At 43.0% G+C, this 16,519-nt stretch carries 8 protein-coding genes; 4 read left to right on the top strand and 4 right to left on the bottom strand.

The features are described 5' to 3' along the window. Positions 1 to 12: 12 nt before the first annotated feature. A complete protein-coding gene (locus D1013_RS20480; protein ID WP_240467925.1) occupies positions 13 to 222 on the bottom strand; it encodes a hypothetical protein in 210 nt (69 codons plus the stop codon). Between D1013_RS20480 and D1013_RS01120 the strand changes: the two genes are divergently transcribed. From D1013_RS01120 to D1013_RS20615, 4 genes are all read left to right on the top strand, one after another. After that, positions 212 to 8,437, top strand: a complete 8,226-nt coding sequence (locus tag D1013_RS01120) for an Ig-like domain-containing protein (protein WP_240467924.1) — start codon at positions 212 to 214, stop codon at positions 8,435 to 8,437. The genes D1013_RS20480 and D1013_RS01120 overlap by 11 nt on opposite strands. 9 nt (positions 8,438 to 8,446) lie before the next feature. After that, positions 8,447 to 9,373, top strand: a complete 927-nt coding sequence (locus D1013_RS01115; RefSeq protein WP_225621378.1) for a PorP/SprF family type IX secretion system membrane protein — start codon at positions 8,447 to 8,449, stop codon at positions 9,371 to 9,373. 11 nt (positions 9,374 to 9,384) lie between these two features. Then, positions 9,385 to 11,871 (top strand): OmpA family protein, encoded by a 2,487-nt coding sequence (locus D1013_RS01110; protein ID WP_225621379.1) that lies wholly within the window; start codon positions 9,385 to 9,387, stop codon positions 11,869 to 11,871. Between the two features lie 249 nt (positions 11,872 to 12,120). Beyond that, a complete protein-coding gene (locus D1013_RS20615) occupies positions 12,121 to 12,291 on the top strand; it encodes a DUF6747 family protein (RefSeq protein WP_317125487.1) in 171 nt (56 codons plus the stop codon). A 72-nt stretch (positions 12,292 to 12,363) separates the two neighbouring features. Here D1013_RS20615 and D1013_RS01105 read toward each other — a convergent pair whose 3' ends face one another. The 3 genes from D1013_RS01105 to D1013_RS01095 all read right to left on the bottom strand — a co-directional run bounded on the left by D1013_RS01105 (position 12,364) and on the right by D1013_RS01095 (position 16,379). Further along, positions 12,364 to 13,359, bottom strand: a complete 996-nt coding sequence (locus D1013_RS01105; protein ID WP_121847128.1) for a DUF4837 family protein — start codon at positions 13,357 to 13,359, stop codon at positions 12,364 to 12,366. A gap of 12 nt (positions 13,360 to 13,371) precedes the next feature. Further along, positions 13,372 to 15,027, bottom strand: a complete 1,656-nt coding sequence (locus D1013_RS01100; protein WP_225621380.1) for a lytic transglycosylase domain-containing protein — start codon at positions 15,025 to 15,027, stop codon at positions 13,372 to 13,374. 161 nt (positions 15,028 to 15,188) lie between these two features. Further along, positions 15,189 to 16,379 (bottom strand): phosphoglycerate kinase, encoded by a 1,191-nt coding sequence (locus D1013_RS01095; protein WP_121847127.1) that lies wholly within the window; start codon positions 16,377 to 16,379, stop codon positions 15,189 to 15,191. Positions 16,380 to 16,519 lie beyond the last annotated feature (140 nt).

The following is a 16,519-nucleotide window of genomic DNA, read 5'->3' as shown; positions in this document are numbered from 1 at the left end:
TGCCAGAGCCCATCAACCAAGTTCTATATCACTTATGCAAAGCTTACTAAGATTGTTCATTGCTTTCTCAATAATGGCAAGCTTTACAAGTTTCTCCCCCGAAGAGAATCCTAAAGTTTCACCCCCATCTGCTAAAGTTGATCGGGCATCGAATTCATATAACACAACCCTACCACCTACCTTTACCAACTGTCCGCCAAACGATGTCTCTATGTCATACACTCCCGGAGTTTGTGGGGCAATGGTAACTTGGACACCCCCTACGGCCTCTGCCGACGCGGTTAGTGTGACCAGCAATTATAGCCCGGGCGATTGGTTTTTACCCGGTACGACAGCTGTCATCTATAGGGCTGAAGATGCCTCAGGAAATGTTTCTGTCTGTACTTTTAATGTAACGGTAGAAGATGAAGAAGACCCGGTATTCGACACATTTCCAAGTGACGTAACGTTAAATGCCGACCCAAACACTTGTACCGTACCACATACATGGGCATACCCAACCGCGTCTGACAACTGTCCTGCGGGAGAGGGCGAAGCTCCAGTACTCCAAGATTTCGAATCGGCCATCAACCAATGTTACACCTTTACACGAAGTAACATCAGTAACAATGGGGAGGTTAACGGCACAAGAAATTTTACAACGAATAACCTATCTAGTCGATTTAACTTTACCGGTTTTATGACGACCCCCGTATTTTATTTTAATGGATATGGGGAAATTACATTCTCACATTTTGTTTCTACAATAAACAACGATCCCGTTATTCATCTAGATATTTTGGATGAAAACGGAAATGAGATTATTTCCGATTATTATACAGAAAGCTATTCTGACACTAACTTACAGCAGGAAATTATACCCTTCAACCTAACGGGAAACTATCAGCTTAGAATCAGGTACTCTTCTGATAGACCTGTGGGCGCTGGTATTGACGCCTATCTTGATGACCTTTTAATTCCCGGTACAATCGTAACCAACATCAACAATACTGATTGTGAGCTGGCTGACTATATCATTTTTAGAAGTGATGGAACAGGTCTAAATAGTGGCGACCAATTTGATGTCGGTACCACTACCATAGAATATACGGTACGTGATGCTGCCGGTAATTTCTCAGAAAGATCTTTCAACATCACAGTAGTCAACGATGTTGACCCCCCCTCAGGCACAGATGAGTATATATATTGTGAAGGTGAAGAGGTTCCGACCATGACCGTAACAGTAGATACGGCTGCTGGTGAAACCGCCAATTGGTATGATGACTCTGGAAATTTGGTGGCTTCGAACACCACAACATATACGCCTCCTGCAAGTGCCGATTTTTTTAGAAATTTCTTGGTTTACTCACAGAACTCTAACGGTTGTTCTAGTGAAGACTTTTTATCAATTAACCTTTATCAAATTCCAAGGCCATCTGCACCGGTCGCCGATTCGCCAGTAGAATACTGTGTCGGTGATACGGCGAGCCCTTTAACGGCAACAGCTTTATCTGATCACACATTACAATGGTACACTGTGGCAACCGGAGGAACGCCCAGCAGTACAGCGCCGACACCAAGCACGGCAACTGCAGGAACCACTTCATACTATGTGAGCCAAGTAGATGATGACACCTTTTGTGAGAGTGAAAGAACTCAGATTGATGTCGTGGTTTACAGCATACCTGTTGCTCCTACTTTAACACAAAACAATGTTGACTACTGTATCGGTGATACTGCTCAACAACTGGATAGCTATATTCAATCAGGCAGCAATCCTACTTGGTACGATGCTCCTACCGGAGGTAACGTGATACCAGGCACAACAGTGCCAAGTACAGCAAGTGCTGGAACGACCTCCTATTGGGTATCACAGACCGTTTCATCGGCGAATTGTGAAGGTCCAAGGGCACAGCTGAACATTATCGTGCATAACCCCCCTTCTATAACTTCTCAGCCATCTGACCAAACTGCCTGCGAGGGCGACACCGCAACTTTTACTGCTACTGCGACAGATGCTTCCAGTTATCAATGGCAGTCATTCGACGGTAGCACGTGGAATGATTTGACAGAGGCAGTTCCCTATAGCAATACAACAACAAACACTTTGACCGTTTCAAGTGTTTCGAATACTTTGAACGGATCACAATACAGATTGGTAGCTTCAAGTATATCGGCCACTTGCGGAGATGCAACCTCAAATGCGGTTACCCTTACAGTGAATCCAGCTCCGGTTGCACCTACGAGCGGTGGAGATCAAGTACAATGCGAGCAAAATCCCATTCAAACATTAACAGCTACGGCTACCGCACCTGCGGGATCAAGTATTGTTTGGTATGATGCCGACTCTGGCGGAAATATGGTTGCCAGCCCAACCTTAAGCTCTGTTGGAACCATTACCTATTATGCCGAAAGTGTTGATAGCGGTACCGGCTGTACCAGTCTTACCAGAACTGCGGTCAGCCTTACCATTGAAGCTATTCCTGCCGCTCCAACAAGTGGTGGCGACCAAACACAATGTGAACAAAATCCGATTCAGACATTAACAGCTTCCGCTACCGCACCTGCCGGGTCGAGTATTGTTTGGTACGATGCCGCCTCTGGCGGAAATACGGTAGCAAGCCCAACATTAAGTTCCGTTGGAACAGTAACCTATTATGCCGAAAGTTCAAATATCAGTTCTGGATGTACCAGCGATTCGAGAACCGCAGTTACCTTAACTATTGAGCCTGCTCCCTCAGCTCCAACAAGTGGGGGCGACCAAACCCAATGTGAACAAAATCCGATTCAAACATTAACAGCCACAGCTACCGCCCCTGCGGGTTCAAGCATTGTTTGGTACGATGCAGCTTCCGGCGGAAATACGGTGGCAAGCCCAACATTAAGTTCCGTTGGAACAGTAACCTACTATGCAGAAAGTCAAGACAATTCTACAAGTTGTGCGAGTTTTACGAGAACTCCGGTAACTTTGACTATTGAGGCAATACCAGCAGCACCCACAAGTGGGGGTGACCAAACAGAATGCGAGGATAGTCCGACTCAAACAATGACCGCTTCCGCTACAGCGCCTGCCGGAGCAACAGTTATTTGGTACGACGCTGCTAACGGCGGAAATACAGTGGCCAGCCCCATTCTGAATTCTGTAGGCACTGTGACCTACTACGCTGAAAGTAGAACATCTTCTAGCGGATGTGTAAGTGAAACTCGAACACCAGTAACACTTACCATGTATTCTAGGCCTACTATTGCCGTAACTCCGAGCTCTCAAACTTGTTCGGCAGACCTAACAACTTATGCTGTTTCAGTCGATGTTGATAGGGGTACAGTAACCTCATCGGCAGGAACAGTAACCGACAACGGAGGAAATAACTGGACTATTTCGTCAATACCATCCGGTACCGATATTACTGTTACAGTAACAGATTCGAACTCTTGTTTCGAAACTCTGGCCATAAACGCACCCAACTGTGCCTGTCCGACGGTCGATGCCCCTACAAGTGGAGGAGATCAAATACAATGTGAGCAGAGCCCAGTACAGACTTTGACCGCTACCGCAACACCCCCTGCAGGATCAAGTATTGTATGGTACGATGCTGCAACCAACGGAAATACGGTGGCCAATCCTGAACTAAATTCAGTGGGAACCATTACTTATTATGCTGAAAGTGTAGATAACGTGAATGGTTGTACCAGTTCTACAAGAACACCAGTTACTTTAACCATTGAGGCCGCTCCAGTCGCCCCAACAAGTGGAGGAGACCAAACTCAATGCGAACAAAACCCGATTCAGACTCTAACGGCCACGGCTACTGCCCCTGCAGGTTCTAGCATTGTATGGTATGATGCTGCTACCGGAGGCAATGCCGTCGGAAGCCCCACCTTAAGTTCAATAGGAACGATTACTTATTATGCAGAAAGCAGGGACAATACGACTTCGTGCGTCAGCCTTTCTCGTGCCGCGGTTACACTGACGATTGAGCCAAATCCTGCCGCACCTGCAAGTGGGGGAGACCAGACACAATGTGAGCAAAATCCGATTCAAACATTGACCGCCACGGCAACAGCCCCTGCAGGTTCAAATGTTATATGGTACGATGCCTCAACTGGTGGAAATACTGTTGCAAGCCCAACATTAAGCTCCGTTGGAACTATTACCTATTATGCCGAAAGTGAAAACGCCACTACGGGTTGTGTTAGCGAAAACCGTACTCCTGTAACCTTGACAATACAAGACACACCAGATATTTCGATTGCATCAGGACCTTCTTGCTCGGCCGATCTTTTGACTTATGATGTTAGTGTAAACGTCAGTGAGGGTACCGTAACCTCAACGGAAGGAACAGTAACGGATAATGGAGGCAATAACTGGACAATCTCCGGTATCACTGCCGGTAATGATATAACATTGACCGTTACCGCACCGAACACATGTACTCAGACTTTAAATGTAACAGCTCCCGATTGTAGCTGTCCAGTAGTTAATGCTCCTACAAGTGGGGGAGACCAAACACAATGTGAGCAAAATCCGGTTCAAACACTCACCGCTACCGCTACTCCTCCTGCAAATTCTACCGTAATATGGTATGATGCTGCATCTGGTGGAAATGTAGTATCAAGCCCAACGTTAAATGCAGTTGGAACCGTTACTTACTATGCCGAGAGCAGAGAAAATGTGACTAATTGTGTAAGCAGCACCAGAACGCCTGTAACCTTGACCATTGAGGCTGCGCCGAACGCCCCTATCAGCGGTGGCGATCAAATTCAATGTGAACAGAGCCCGATACAGACTTTGACGGCTACGGCAACAGCGCCCGCTGGATCAAGTGTGGTTTGGTACGATGCTGCCACCGGTGGAAATATTGTCGGAACCCCGACACTAAGCTCAGTGGGAACCATTACCTACTATGCTGAAAGCAGTGACAATACGACCTCGTGCACTAGTCTATCAAGAACTGCCGTTTCACTTACAATTAATCCGGCTCCCGCGGCTCCAATCAGCAGTGGCGACCAAACACAATGTGAACAAAACCCTATTCAAACCTTAACGGCGGCCGCAACGGCTCCAGCTAATTCAAGTGTGGTTTGGTATGATGCCGCATCCGGCGGAAATATAGTTGCTAGCCCAACATTAAACTCTGTTGGCTCCATTACCTATTATGCCGAAAGTAATGATAACACCACGGGTTGTACAAGTCTTAATAGAACTCCGGTTTCACTAACCATAGAGGATACACCTGATATTTCAATTGCTTCAGCAGCTACCTGTGCTCCTGACCTTCTAACTTATGAAGTTTCTGTAAGCGTTAGCGAGGGTACCGTAACCTCAACGGAAGGAACAGTAACGGATAATGGAGGCAATAATTGGACAATCTCCGGTATTACTGCCGGTAATGATATAACATTGACCGTTACCGCACCTAATACATGTACTCAAACTTTGAATGTGGCGGCTCCCGACTGTAGCTGTCCGATTGTAGACGCTCCAATTAGTGGAGGGGATATTACGGAATGTGAGCAAAACCCTATTCAAACTATAACAGCTACCGCTACACCTCCAGCAAATGCCGTTGTCATATGGTATGATGCCGCAACTGGCGGAAATGTGGTCGCCGATCCATCTTTAAGTACAGTAGGAACCGTTACTTACTTTGCCGAGAGCAGGGAAAATGTAACTAATTGTGTGAGTAGCACAAGGACACCTGTTGTTCTTACCATTGAGGCAACTCCCGCCGATCCAGTAAGTGGAGGAGACCAAACACAGTGTGATGCAAACCCAACCCAAACACTTACCGCAACCGCAACTGCCCCAGCTGGTTCAAGTATTGTATGGTATGATGCCGCCTCCGCAGGAAATGTAGTTGCCGACCCAAGTTTAAATACGGTAGGCAGTATTACTTATTATGCCGAAAGTAGGGATAACACAACATCTTGTACCAGTTTTAATAGAACTGCAGTTACCCTAACTATTCAGCCGCTACCCAATGTAGTTGCCAATGCCACTACCACCACAATAAATGCAGGCGAGCCAGTTACGCTAACTGGGTCTGGCGCAACTAGCTATACTTGGGATAACGGCGTAACCGATGGCGATACCGTATACCCTTTAACCACTACCACCTATACTGTGGTAGGTACCGATGGAAATTCTTGTCAAAATTCCGATAGCGTAACCATTATTGTTCAGGCTACTTCTGATATTAGACTTGAGAAAACTGTAGATAATTCTACCCCAAATGTTGGCGATACGGTTACGTTTACCTTGACCGCTTATAACGATGGGCCAAGTGATGACATGGGCGGTACGATAGTGAATGATTTGTTACCAGTAGGTTTTACTTGTGTAGCTGATTCTGGAAGTGCAACCAACGGAACTTATGATATACCTACCGGTAATTGGACGTTACCTGCCTTAAGCAACGGAAGTTCAGTGTCCATTGACATTACCGCCACGGTCAATGCCCCAACGGGCGCGGCCAACGAATATATAAATGTTGCCCAAGTATCGAGCGCGGCCAATTACGATAGCGATTCTACGCCCAATAACGATGATGGTGATCAAAGTGAAGATGATGAGGCTTCTGCTTCTATAACTCCCCAAGTGGCCGACTTAGAGATAAGCATCAATCTTTCTCAGCCAAGCGGAAACCCTGGTGATACTGTCACCTTGACTATTGATCTAACAAACAATGGCCCAGATGAAGCTACCAATGTTTCCTTGCAAAATTTGGTTCCTGTCGGTTTCACTATTTTGAATGCTAATGACAGCGGAGTTATCAGCGGCAATACCATTGATTGGTCAGGTTTCACTATACCATCCGGTACTACATCTTCCGTTTCGTTTGAAGTCACGGTTAACAATCCGACCAATGTGGCCAATGAATATATGAACATTGTTCAAGTAACGAATGTGGATCAGTATGACCCTGATTCTGAGCCAAACAATGATGATGGCGATCAAAGTGAAGATGATGAGGATACTATTGAATTCATATTACAATCTGCAGATTTAGAAGTTATTAATACGGTAACTCCCGAAGAAGGTAACCCTGGCGACACCTTGACCTTTAACATCGAGGTTCTAAACACTGGGGTTGATGCCGCAACTGGTGTTTCCATAGAAAATTTGGTTCCTGACGGCTTTACGATTACCGCAGTGAACAACGGAGGCACACAAAGCGGGCAAACCATTGTATGGAATGGTATTACCGTGCCTAACGGAAGCTCTATAACCTTAAGTTTTGAGGTAACCATTAATGTGCCGACGAATGTATCTGGTGAATATTTTAATACGGTACAGGTAATTGCCGTTGACCAACTAGACCCTGATTCGGCACCAAATAATGATGATGGTGACCAGAGCGAAGACGATGAAGACAATGCTGAAATTGTTTTGATTCCAGCTGATTTAAGTCTTGAAAAAAGACTAAGTGCCACTTCTTTACAAACACCTAACACTGGTGATACAGTCACTTTTGAATTGGAAATTGTGAATGTGGGACCAGGGTTGGCCACCAATGTGACCATAGAAGATAGTCTTCCTGTAGGCTTTACGCTTCAATCGGTGAATGACGGCGGAGTTGCCAATGGCAATATAATAACTTGGAATTTACCATCCTTACCGGTCGGTTCACAAGTAGTATCATATGAGGTAGTGCTAAACGCGCCAACCAATACTCTTGATGAATATACCAACATTGCACAGGTCACAGGTTCTGACCAATTTGACCCAGACTCTACCCCTAATAATGATGATGGCGATCAAAGTGAAGACGATGAGGCCAGCTATACCATAGATGCCCCAACAGTAGATTTAGAAGTAACCAAAGCTGTAGATAAAGCGCAGACCTTTTATGGCGATACGGTCACCTTTACAGTAACCGTAACCAACAATAGCACTTATGACGCCACCAATGTGGGTATTGAAGATATTCTGCCCGGTGGTTATACTATGGTGTCTCACAACGCAGACTTGGGTGCTTATGACGAGGGTATTTCTGTTTGGGAAATTCCTTCTATCACCGTTGGGGAAACAGCTACTCTTCAAATGACAGTTACCGTTAACGAAGATGGGCAATATACCAATATTGCAGAGCTCATTTATGTTGACCAAATAGACCCAAACACCGATAATGACAGGACCGAAGCCACCCCAGAAATCACACAATCGGAATGCCTAACGGTCTATAACGAAATTTCACCGAATGGAGATGGTGCCAATGATATATTCTACATAGAATGTATCGAGCAATATCCGAATAATAGCCTAACCGTTTTCAATAGATGGGGAGCCACTGTTTTCAGTGCCCAGAATTATAATAACACGTGGAACGGTAAGACTATAAATAATGCAACTATTGGATCGGACGATAATCTTCCGGTTGGCACCTATTATTACACTTTGGAATTGGGAGACGGAAGTACACCCCCTAAATCAGGTTGGTTGTACATCAGCAGATAAGAATTGTATATGACAAAAGTTAAAGGAAAATATAAAATATTAGCGTTTGCGATGCTGGCATCAGCTGCCTTTTACGGGCAACAAGATCCTCAATATACGCAATACCAATATAACCCACTGACCGTTAATGCAGGTTATGCGGGATCTCGGGGCCATTTGACCATGCTTTCGCTCTATCGAAGCCAATGGCAGGGTATTGAGGGCTCTCCTCAAACTATAACGTTCGGTATAGATACTCCGGTTGGTAAGTTTGATGGACTGGGCCTTTCAGTAATTCAAGATGAACTTGGTCCATCGACCGAAACTTATATCGATGGCAACTACGCTCATCAACTGGTTATCAACCGAAAAGGCCATCGACTAGGGCTAGGCCTAAAAGCAGGTATACGATTGTTCAGCCTTGATTTTTCAAAAGGTATTCGAAGGGACCAAGATGATAACGTATTTAATGAAAATGTGAACGGAAAGGTTTTACCATCTATTGGAGCTGGGGCCTTCTATTATTCCGATAAGGCTTATTTCGGTCTAAGTGTTCCGAATTTATTTCCATCCGAACATTATGATAGAGAGATTGAGCGAAAATCGGATGAAGAAATGCATATTAACCTGATTGCGGGTTACGTTTTCGATGTGAACGAATCTCTCAAGTTCAAACCATCCATTTTTGCCAAACAAGTTATCGGAGCCCCTGTATCTATTGATGTTTCCGGTAATTTCCTGATATACGAAAAATTGAACCTTGGCGTTAACTATAGGTGGGACGATTCAGTGGCCGGTATTTTCGGACTACAGATTTCGCCCCAATTGAACTTTGGCTACGCCTATGATTATTCTATTAGTGATTTAAACAACTATAACTCAGGAACCCACGAAATTTTTCTTCGATATCAATGGATATCGAGAATCAACAGATTGAAATCCCCTAGATTTTTCTAATATCCCAAATCATGAAAAAGCTTATTACCTCATTTATTTTGTTATGTAGCTTAAGTCTTGTTGCGCAAGACATACAAGACCTGAGCTTTGAAAGCCGGCCATTGGCAGATACGAGTTCGTCAATGTTCACTTCTTACGATACGCCTATTTCTATCGATGAGACCTTCGAAGAAGCTGCCGAAAAAAATAATATCGCCTATAGAAGTTTTAGCAATTTGAACGGTGTTGAAAACGGATATTATATCATATCGGGTGTCTTCAGCAACTCAAAAAACCTGGCCAAGGCGGTTAAAAAACTTAAGAAAAAAGGTTTTGAGAATGCCGGTTCTATAAGTAATGAGGCCAACGGACTTAACTATATCTATTTAGAATATTTTCCATACGGTCTCGAGGCCGTAGATGCCTGCGTATCTAAAATGGAAGGTAAATATGATAAGGATATGTGGATATTAGAGGTTGAGAACAGTGTTGCTATAGGAGAAGGTAATAGTAATACTTCTCTTGAAAAATCAGCCACTACGAATATTGATGAATTTGAAGATTCTGAGGTTCTTTCAGGCGAGAAAAGAACCATTCATGAAAATGTAAATAAAACCAAGCTCATTCAAAGGGCCGACCACTACTTCGATAAAATGTGGTATGCCGAAGCTGCCGAACTATACGAACAAGCGCTTTCAAAAGGTGATAAGTATTATTCAAAAGAAATCATTCAAAAAGCTGCCGACGCCTATTATTTCAATACAAATATGGAAAAGGCTTATGAGTGGTACAATGTACTTTACGAAAACTATGGTAAAGAAATGTCTACCGACAATATCTTTAAATATTCGCACTCATTAAAAGGCACCGGAAAGTATGCACGCTCAAAAAGGCTAATGCGTCTGTACAATCGCAAGATAAAAGAGGGTGACGAAAATACCGCTTCTAGAGATTTACTTGCCAATGGAAATGAGGTTGTTCTTGACAATATTTTAGGATCAGGCGCCGATTATGAAATCAAGAATTTGGCAATTAACACCAAATACTCAGATTTCTCGCCGATGTTTATGGATTCTACACAAGTAGTGTATGCCTCGGCGAAAGATTCTTCCATCTTTAGCAACAGGCGTTATAAATGGAACGATCAGCCCTACCTTGATCTATATGTTGCCAAAATGAATGCCGAATCGGAAGATCTTCGCGACGCGGTAAAGTTCTCGAAGAAAATCAACACTAAATATCATGAGGCTGCCGTAACGTTTAGCCCTGATAACAAAACAATGTACTTTACCCGTAATAATTACGGTAAAAAACTTAAGCGTGATAAAAAAGGAGTTAGCCATTTGAAGATTTATCGCTCCACTAAAGTTGGTGAAGAATGGTCGGTAGCCGAAGAGGTTCCTTTTAACAGCGATAATTACTCTACTGGGCACCCTGCCCTTAGCCCAGACGGAAAACAACTTTACTTTGTTTCCGACATGCCGGGCAGTCTTGGTAAAACAGATTTGTTCGTAGTAGATGTTTTAGAGGATGGAAGTTTCTCAGAACCTAGAAATCTAGGTAAAGAAATCAATACCGAACACCGAGAAATGTTCCCCTACTTTAACGGAGATAAACTGTTCTTCTCGTCTGACGGTCACACAGGCCTAGGCGGTCTTGATGTGTACGAATCAGTTTATGACGAAGAGTTAGGCTTTCAAGAGGTTAAAAATTTGGGTAAACCTATCAATAGCAACAAAGACGACTTTTCATATATCGTGAACGATGAAAATCAACAGGGGTATTTCGCCTCGAACAGAGAAGGTGGTAAAGGTGACGATGACATCTATTCTTTCAAAAGACTTACACTTGAAGAAATTCCTGCCAATGAAAATGCGATTGCAGGTGTGGTTACCGAACTTAGTTCTGGCGACTTAATGCCACAGGCACTAGTTCAGCTATTGGACGAAAACGGAATCAAGCTTAAAGAGATGATTACCGAGGATGACGGTAGTTTCGTATTCGAAGATCTTGACGGATCAACGAAATACACCCTAAAAACGGTTAAAGACCAGTATGTAGATAACGAATTGGAAATTGCGACTTTAGATAATGAAAAAGTAGAAGTGGATGTCGCGTTGAAACGACTTGAAGAGATGATTGCATTGGAAGATGGAATCAAGAAAATCAAAACAGAGATGATTTACTTTGATTTCGACAAATCATACATTCGACCAGATGCGGCCAAAGAGCTTAACAAGCTGGTAAGCGTAATGAAAGAATACCCAGGTATGGTCATTAAGATCGAATCGCATACCGATTCAAGAGGTAGTCGGGCCTATAATGAGTACCTGTCGGATAACAGAGCTAAATCGACCCGTGATTATATCATATCGCAAGGTATAGATCCTGAACGTATTGAAAGCGCCACAGGTTACGGTGAAAGTAGACTTATCAATCAATGTGACGGTACCGTAAGATGTACCGAAGAAGAGCACTTACTGAACAGAAGATCTGAATTCATTATTGTCAAAATGTAAAGCTAACCCAACAACTAAGAACCGCTGCCCTAAAAGCAGCGGTTTTTTTATGCCTTCAACGCAAGTATGAGGGTCTTTCGACAAAACAGGTGAAAAACTTAGGTAACCAAACGTCTAGTAATTTACACACATAATCGATCTAAAATACTATTGACATACAGGCATCTAAATGATTGACCGTTCATCCAGTTTATCAGGTTCAAGCTGATTTTGTTCTCAACTTTGTACTAGAACTTAAATTTTGAAGGTATGAGGAAAATGTTACTTGTTAAGGAAATCTACTTAGAAGCTTTCAGAGATTGGACCTACAGATTGCTAAAGAAGTATTTTAAAGCGTATACATGGTTTTGTTTCGCTTTATTACTGGTTGTTATTTATGCATTTGTTTATAGGCTTTCTACTGGATTCGCATTCGTATAAAGTAGACTTTCAATAATTAAAAACGCCCATCTCGATGAGATGGGCGTTTCCTTTTTACAATACATTTTATCATTAGTTCATTACTTCGCCCAATCGCAACGTTTTTAAAATGGCCTCGAGTTCGAACATGTCATTTCTCTTTTCGGTAGCTGGGGCGAAAACGAATCCTTCCAAGACAAGTTTTCTATCATTTTCTTTATCATTCAAGATATAGGTCAAAAACGGGCCTGCCATTGGGTAATTTTTAATATCCCAAAGGCCGCGAACCTCAACTCCTTTGAGCCCTGCTATCTCTACAGGATAAATAAATGGTGCATAGGCCGGTTCTGTGCGCATATAGGTGACTTTTCCGGGCACATCGGTTCCGGGTATATACTTTTCCCCAATTGAGTCACGCATGGCCACTATATCCTTTATAAGCGTTTCTTGGTCATTAAAGCTGTCTGAAGGCATGGTATAAGCAATAATGTTTGCTGTGCCCTTATGAATTTCTCGGTCGATCCAAACAAAATTATCTTCGTGCTTACCTGTTTTGTAGATAGAGGGTATTTTAAGGCTGATGCCAAATTCATCTTGCAAAACACTTGACTTATTCAATGAACGCTCAAACCGTTGTTGCGCTGCGGAAATTTCCGAAGCTCTAAAAGAGTCTATGATATCATCGGCCTTTTCTCCTAGATTCTCTAGAATCTCAGAGTCGGTGGTTCCCTTAATTACCCCGACGCGCTGAGGTGTAGCATACATATCTTTTTTTATGTGTGCTAAATTCAGTGAATCTTTGGTTACGTAAAGAATCGAACGTGTGTTGCGAATCGATCCCGTAAAAAATTTAGGGTCGATTTGATCAATGCTGAAAAGCGGTTCATCCATGGGCATACCCACAATAGGTGCTGCAAAATGTTTGCGAATACTATCGCCCACATGCCCTCGCCACAATTGATTATCAACTACCGCAACCATCGAATTGATGGCTCCTGTTGAAGTAGGTAGGTAATTGGTGTTTTTAGAATCTTTACAGCATAAAAAAATAAATGCGGTTAGTAGAAGTAGTGTTCCGGTTTTTTTCATTTTGTGTTTGATTTACGATGGGCAAGCACATAATTTGAGCTTGGTGCCTGGTTTTAGGTTTTTACCACTAATACCGTTCCATTTTCGTAAATTTTCAACAGTAATTCCAGGATATTTTTTTGAGATGGTCCAAAGTGAGTCTCCACTTTGTACCGTATGGGTCTTCGCTCCTGGGGGAAATGATTGCGAAGAGGCCTTTGAAGTACTGCTCGAAGCGGCCGCAGCACCGGGCATTCTTCTAGGGAAAATAGTCAACCGCTGACCTACCCTTAAGCTGTTGCTGTTAAGTCCGTTCCACCGTTTTATCTGGCTAACGCCTACCCCATACATTTCGGCAATCTTACCAAGATAATCGCCACTTCGCACCTTGTATCGAACCCTATTCTCTTCAGCTTGCTTGACCAATTGAGGCAGCGGACTTTCTTTACTCTCCAGCTCTTGCTTCACATGATTGTAAATGGCTACTTCATTTGCAACAAACTTTCCTATTGCATCTTTAGGCAAACGAAGGGCGTATTTTTTGTTATCTGCAAAAGGCACCACGTTTAGTTTATAGGATGGGTTCAACAAGCGCAACTCTTCTTTACTTACACCGACTAACTCGGAAATCTGTTCGAACGTAATCAAGCTCTTTACATGAATTGTATCGGTTTCGAAATAAGGCCTTTCTACTTTTTGACCTTTAAGGCCATGTTCTTCGGCATATTCGAATAGATACATGGTCGCCAAGAAAGCAGGAACATACCCTGCCGTCTCACGAGGCAAAAAACTACGAATATTCCAATAGTTTTTCATCCCTCCTGAGCGGCGAATAGCTTTGTTAACATTACCGGGGCCGGAGTTATAAGCAGCCAAGGCCAAATCCCAATCACCATAAATCTCATAAAGCTTTGAAAGAAACTGACAAGCGGCTTGTGTAGATTTAATGGGGTCGCTACGTTCATCTACATAACTGGTAACGTTAAGTTTGTACTGCCTTCCCGTACCGTACATGAATTGCCAAAGACCTGTTGCCCCCACACGCGAACGCGCCCTTGGGTTCAAAGCCGATTCGACAATAGAGAGGTATTTCATCTCTAAGGGAATATCGTGATTGTCAAGTTCTTGTTCAAAAAGAGGAAAATAAAACTGACTGGCAGTAAGCATACGTTCCATCAAGTCTCGCTTTCTAAAAAGAAACGATCTTATCACATTTTCTAAAGAAGGATTATACTCAACATTGAACGGTGTTTTTTGGTTGAGTTTCGCCAAGCGGGCCTTTAAGGTATCGGTATGTAGAGAAGTAGGATAGGCCTTTTCATAATCAAGTTCGGCCACTTCTCTATACATCTCATCTGATAAGGAAGCATTTTCATAAAGCTCCTTCATCCAAAGACTATCATAGCGGGCAGCATCACTTTGATCCTGTAGGTCATACTTTTTCATGACCTCATCTATGATAAGAGACAGGCTTTTATCTTTCAAACTATTGGAGTCAACAGCCATCTGTTCCATCTGTTCTACCCCGTTCATATCCATCGCCAATGTATCACTACCCACTTCTTGGGCCATTGACAATACCGAATCTTTCTCTGTGACTAATAGAGAATCTTTTTGCTGCGCCGTCAACGGTAAGTAGAACAGCGAACCGGCCAAAAATGCCAGCATACTTTTTCTTGATCCTATCATATTTCAAAAACGCTCTTAAATAAAAGGTGCGCTCATACGCAAGGCCATTTCACCTAGACTTGGTAGCCTCTTTAAAATTGCATTTTTTTTCGGATAAATAAAATTTACCCGTACAAATATCAAAGAATTACGGTCGCCTCCACTTACCGATAACGCACTTATTACTCGATTATTGCAGCGATACCAGGTAGGGTTTTGCCTTCTAAACTTTCTAGCATAGCACCGCCTCCAGTAGAAACATAACTTACCTTGTTCTCAAAGCCAAATTGCTTGACCGCGGCAACTGAATCTCCACCACCAACAAGAGAAAATGCACCATTTTTTGTGGCTTCATCAATAAAGTTTCCAACAGCGATGGTACCCTTTGAAAAGTTCTCCATTTCAAAAACACCAACGGGTCCGTTCCAAAGTATGGTCTTTGCCTGCAAAATAACTTCCTTGAAATTCTCCAAAGTCTTAGGGCCGGCATCCAGGCCTTGCCATCCGTCAGGAATTTCATTTACCGGTGATATTTGAGTGTCTGCATCATTGGCAAAATCATTGGCAGCAATTACATCAACCGGAATATGTACTTTCACACCTTTTTCTTCGGCTTGTTTTAAAATATCAAGGGCAAGTTCCATTTTGTCATCTTCACAAATAGAATCACCCACCTTGCCACCTTGCGCCTTTATAAAAGTGTAGGTCATACCTCCACCAACAATCAGGTGGTCGACCTTATCCAAGATGTTTTCGATAATGGTGATCTTTGATGAAACCTTAGCCCCGCCCAAAATAGCCAAAACTGGTTTTTCGCCGGTTTGCATTACTTTTTCAATGGCGTCAATTTCTTTGGCCAATAGGTAACCGAAACATTTGTTCTCAGTAAAAAACTGCGCAACTATGGTTGTTGAGGCATGAGCCCTGTGAGCTGTACCAAATGCGTCGTTAACAAAGATATCGCCCAATGCACTCAATTGCTTGGCAAAAGACTCATCGCCTTTTTCTTCTTCGGCATAGAACCTTAAATTCTCCAGCAACAAAACCTCACCTGGTTTTAAAGCTGCTACCGCATCTTCAGCAGTTTTTCCAACACAATCGAGAACGAATTTTACTGAAACACCTATGATCTCAGAAACCTTACTAACGATATGCTTTAATGAAAGATCCGGGTTGTTTTGCCCTTTGGGCCTACCCAAGTGACTCATTAAAACAGCGCTTCCGCCATCTTCCAGAACTTTGATTATAGTGGGTTTAGCGGCTTCGATTCTGTTGGTATCGGTTACCTCGAATTTTTCGTTCAAGGGAACATTGAAGTCTACGCGTATGAGGGCTTTTTTATCTTTAAAATTAAAATCGTCTATCGTTTTCATGAATAAGGTTTTTTGAGAATCGCAAATGTAAATAAAAAGACGTAAGAACGGTAGCCCATAAACACAAGAGTTTCAATCGCGGCCGATGATTGCCTTCAATGAAAATGGCCTCATGAACCAAAGTGGTTTTTCCGGTCTTG

Source organism: Euzebyella marina, from assembly GCF_003687485.1.
In the GTDB taxonomy this organism is placed as follows: domain Bacteria; phylum Bacteroidota; class Bacteroidia; order Flavobacteriales; family Flavobacteriaceae; genus Euzebyella; species Euzebyella marina.
The sequence above is the reverse complement of the archived record's forward strand: the minus strand, read 5'-3'. Positions and strand labels throughout refer to the sequence as shown.

Bases quoted from the DNA above. Each gene is read 5' to 3' on its own strand.
- D1013_RS01120 (WP_240467924.1), top strand. From the start codon at position 212: ATGTCATACACTCCCGGAGTTTGTGGGGCAATGGTAACTTGGACACCC.
- D1013_RS01115 (WP_225621378.1), top strand. From the start codon at position 8,447: ATGACAAAAGTTAAAGGAAAATATAAAATATTAGCGTTTGCGATGCTG.
- D1013_RS01110 (WP_225621379.1), top strand. From the start codon at position 9,385: ATGAAAAAGCTTATTACCTCATTTATTTTGTTATGTAGCTTAAGTCTT.
- D1013_RS20615 (WP_317125487.1), top strand. From the start codon at position 12,121: ATGAGGAAAATGTTACTTGTTAAGGAAATCTACTTAGAAGCTTTCAGA.
- D1013_RS01105 (WP_121847128.1), bottom strand. From the start codon at position 13,359: ATGAAAAAAACCGGAACACTACTTCTACTAACCGCATTTATTTTTTTA.
- D1013_RS01100 (WP_225621380.1), bottom strand. From the start codon at position 15,027: ATGATAGGATCAAGAAAAAGTATGCTGGCATTTTTGGCCGGTTCGCTG.
- D1013_RS01095 (WP_121847127.1), bottom strand. From the start codon at position 16,379: ATGAAAACGATAGACGATTTTAATTTTAAAGATAAAAAAGCCCTCATA.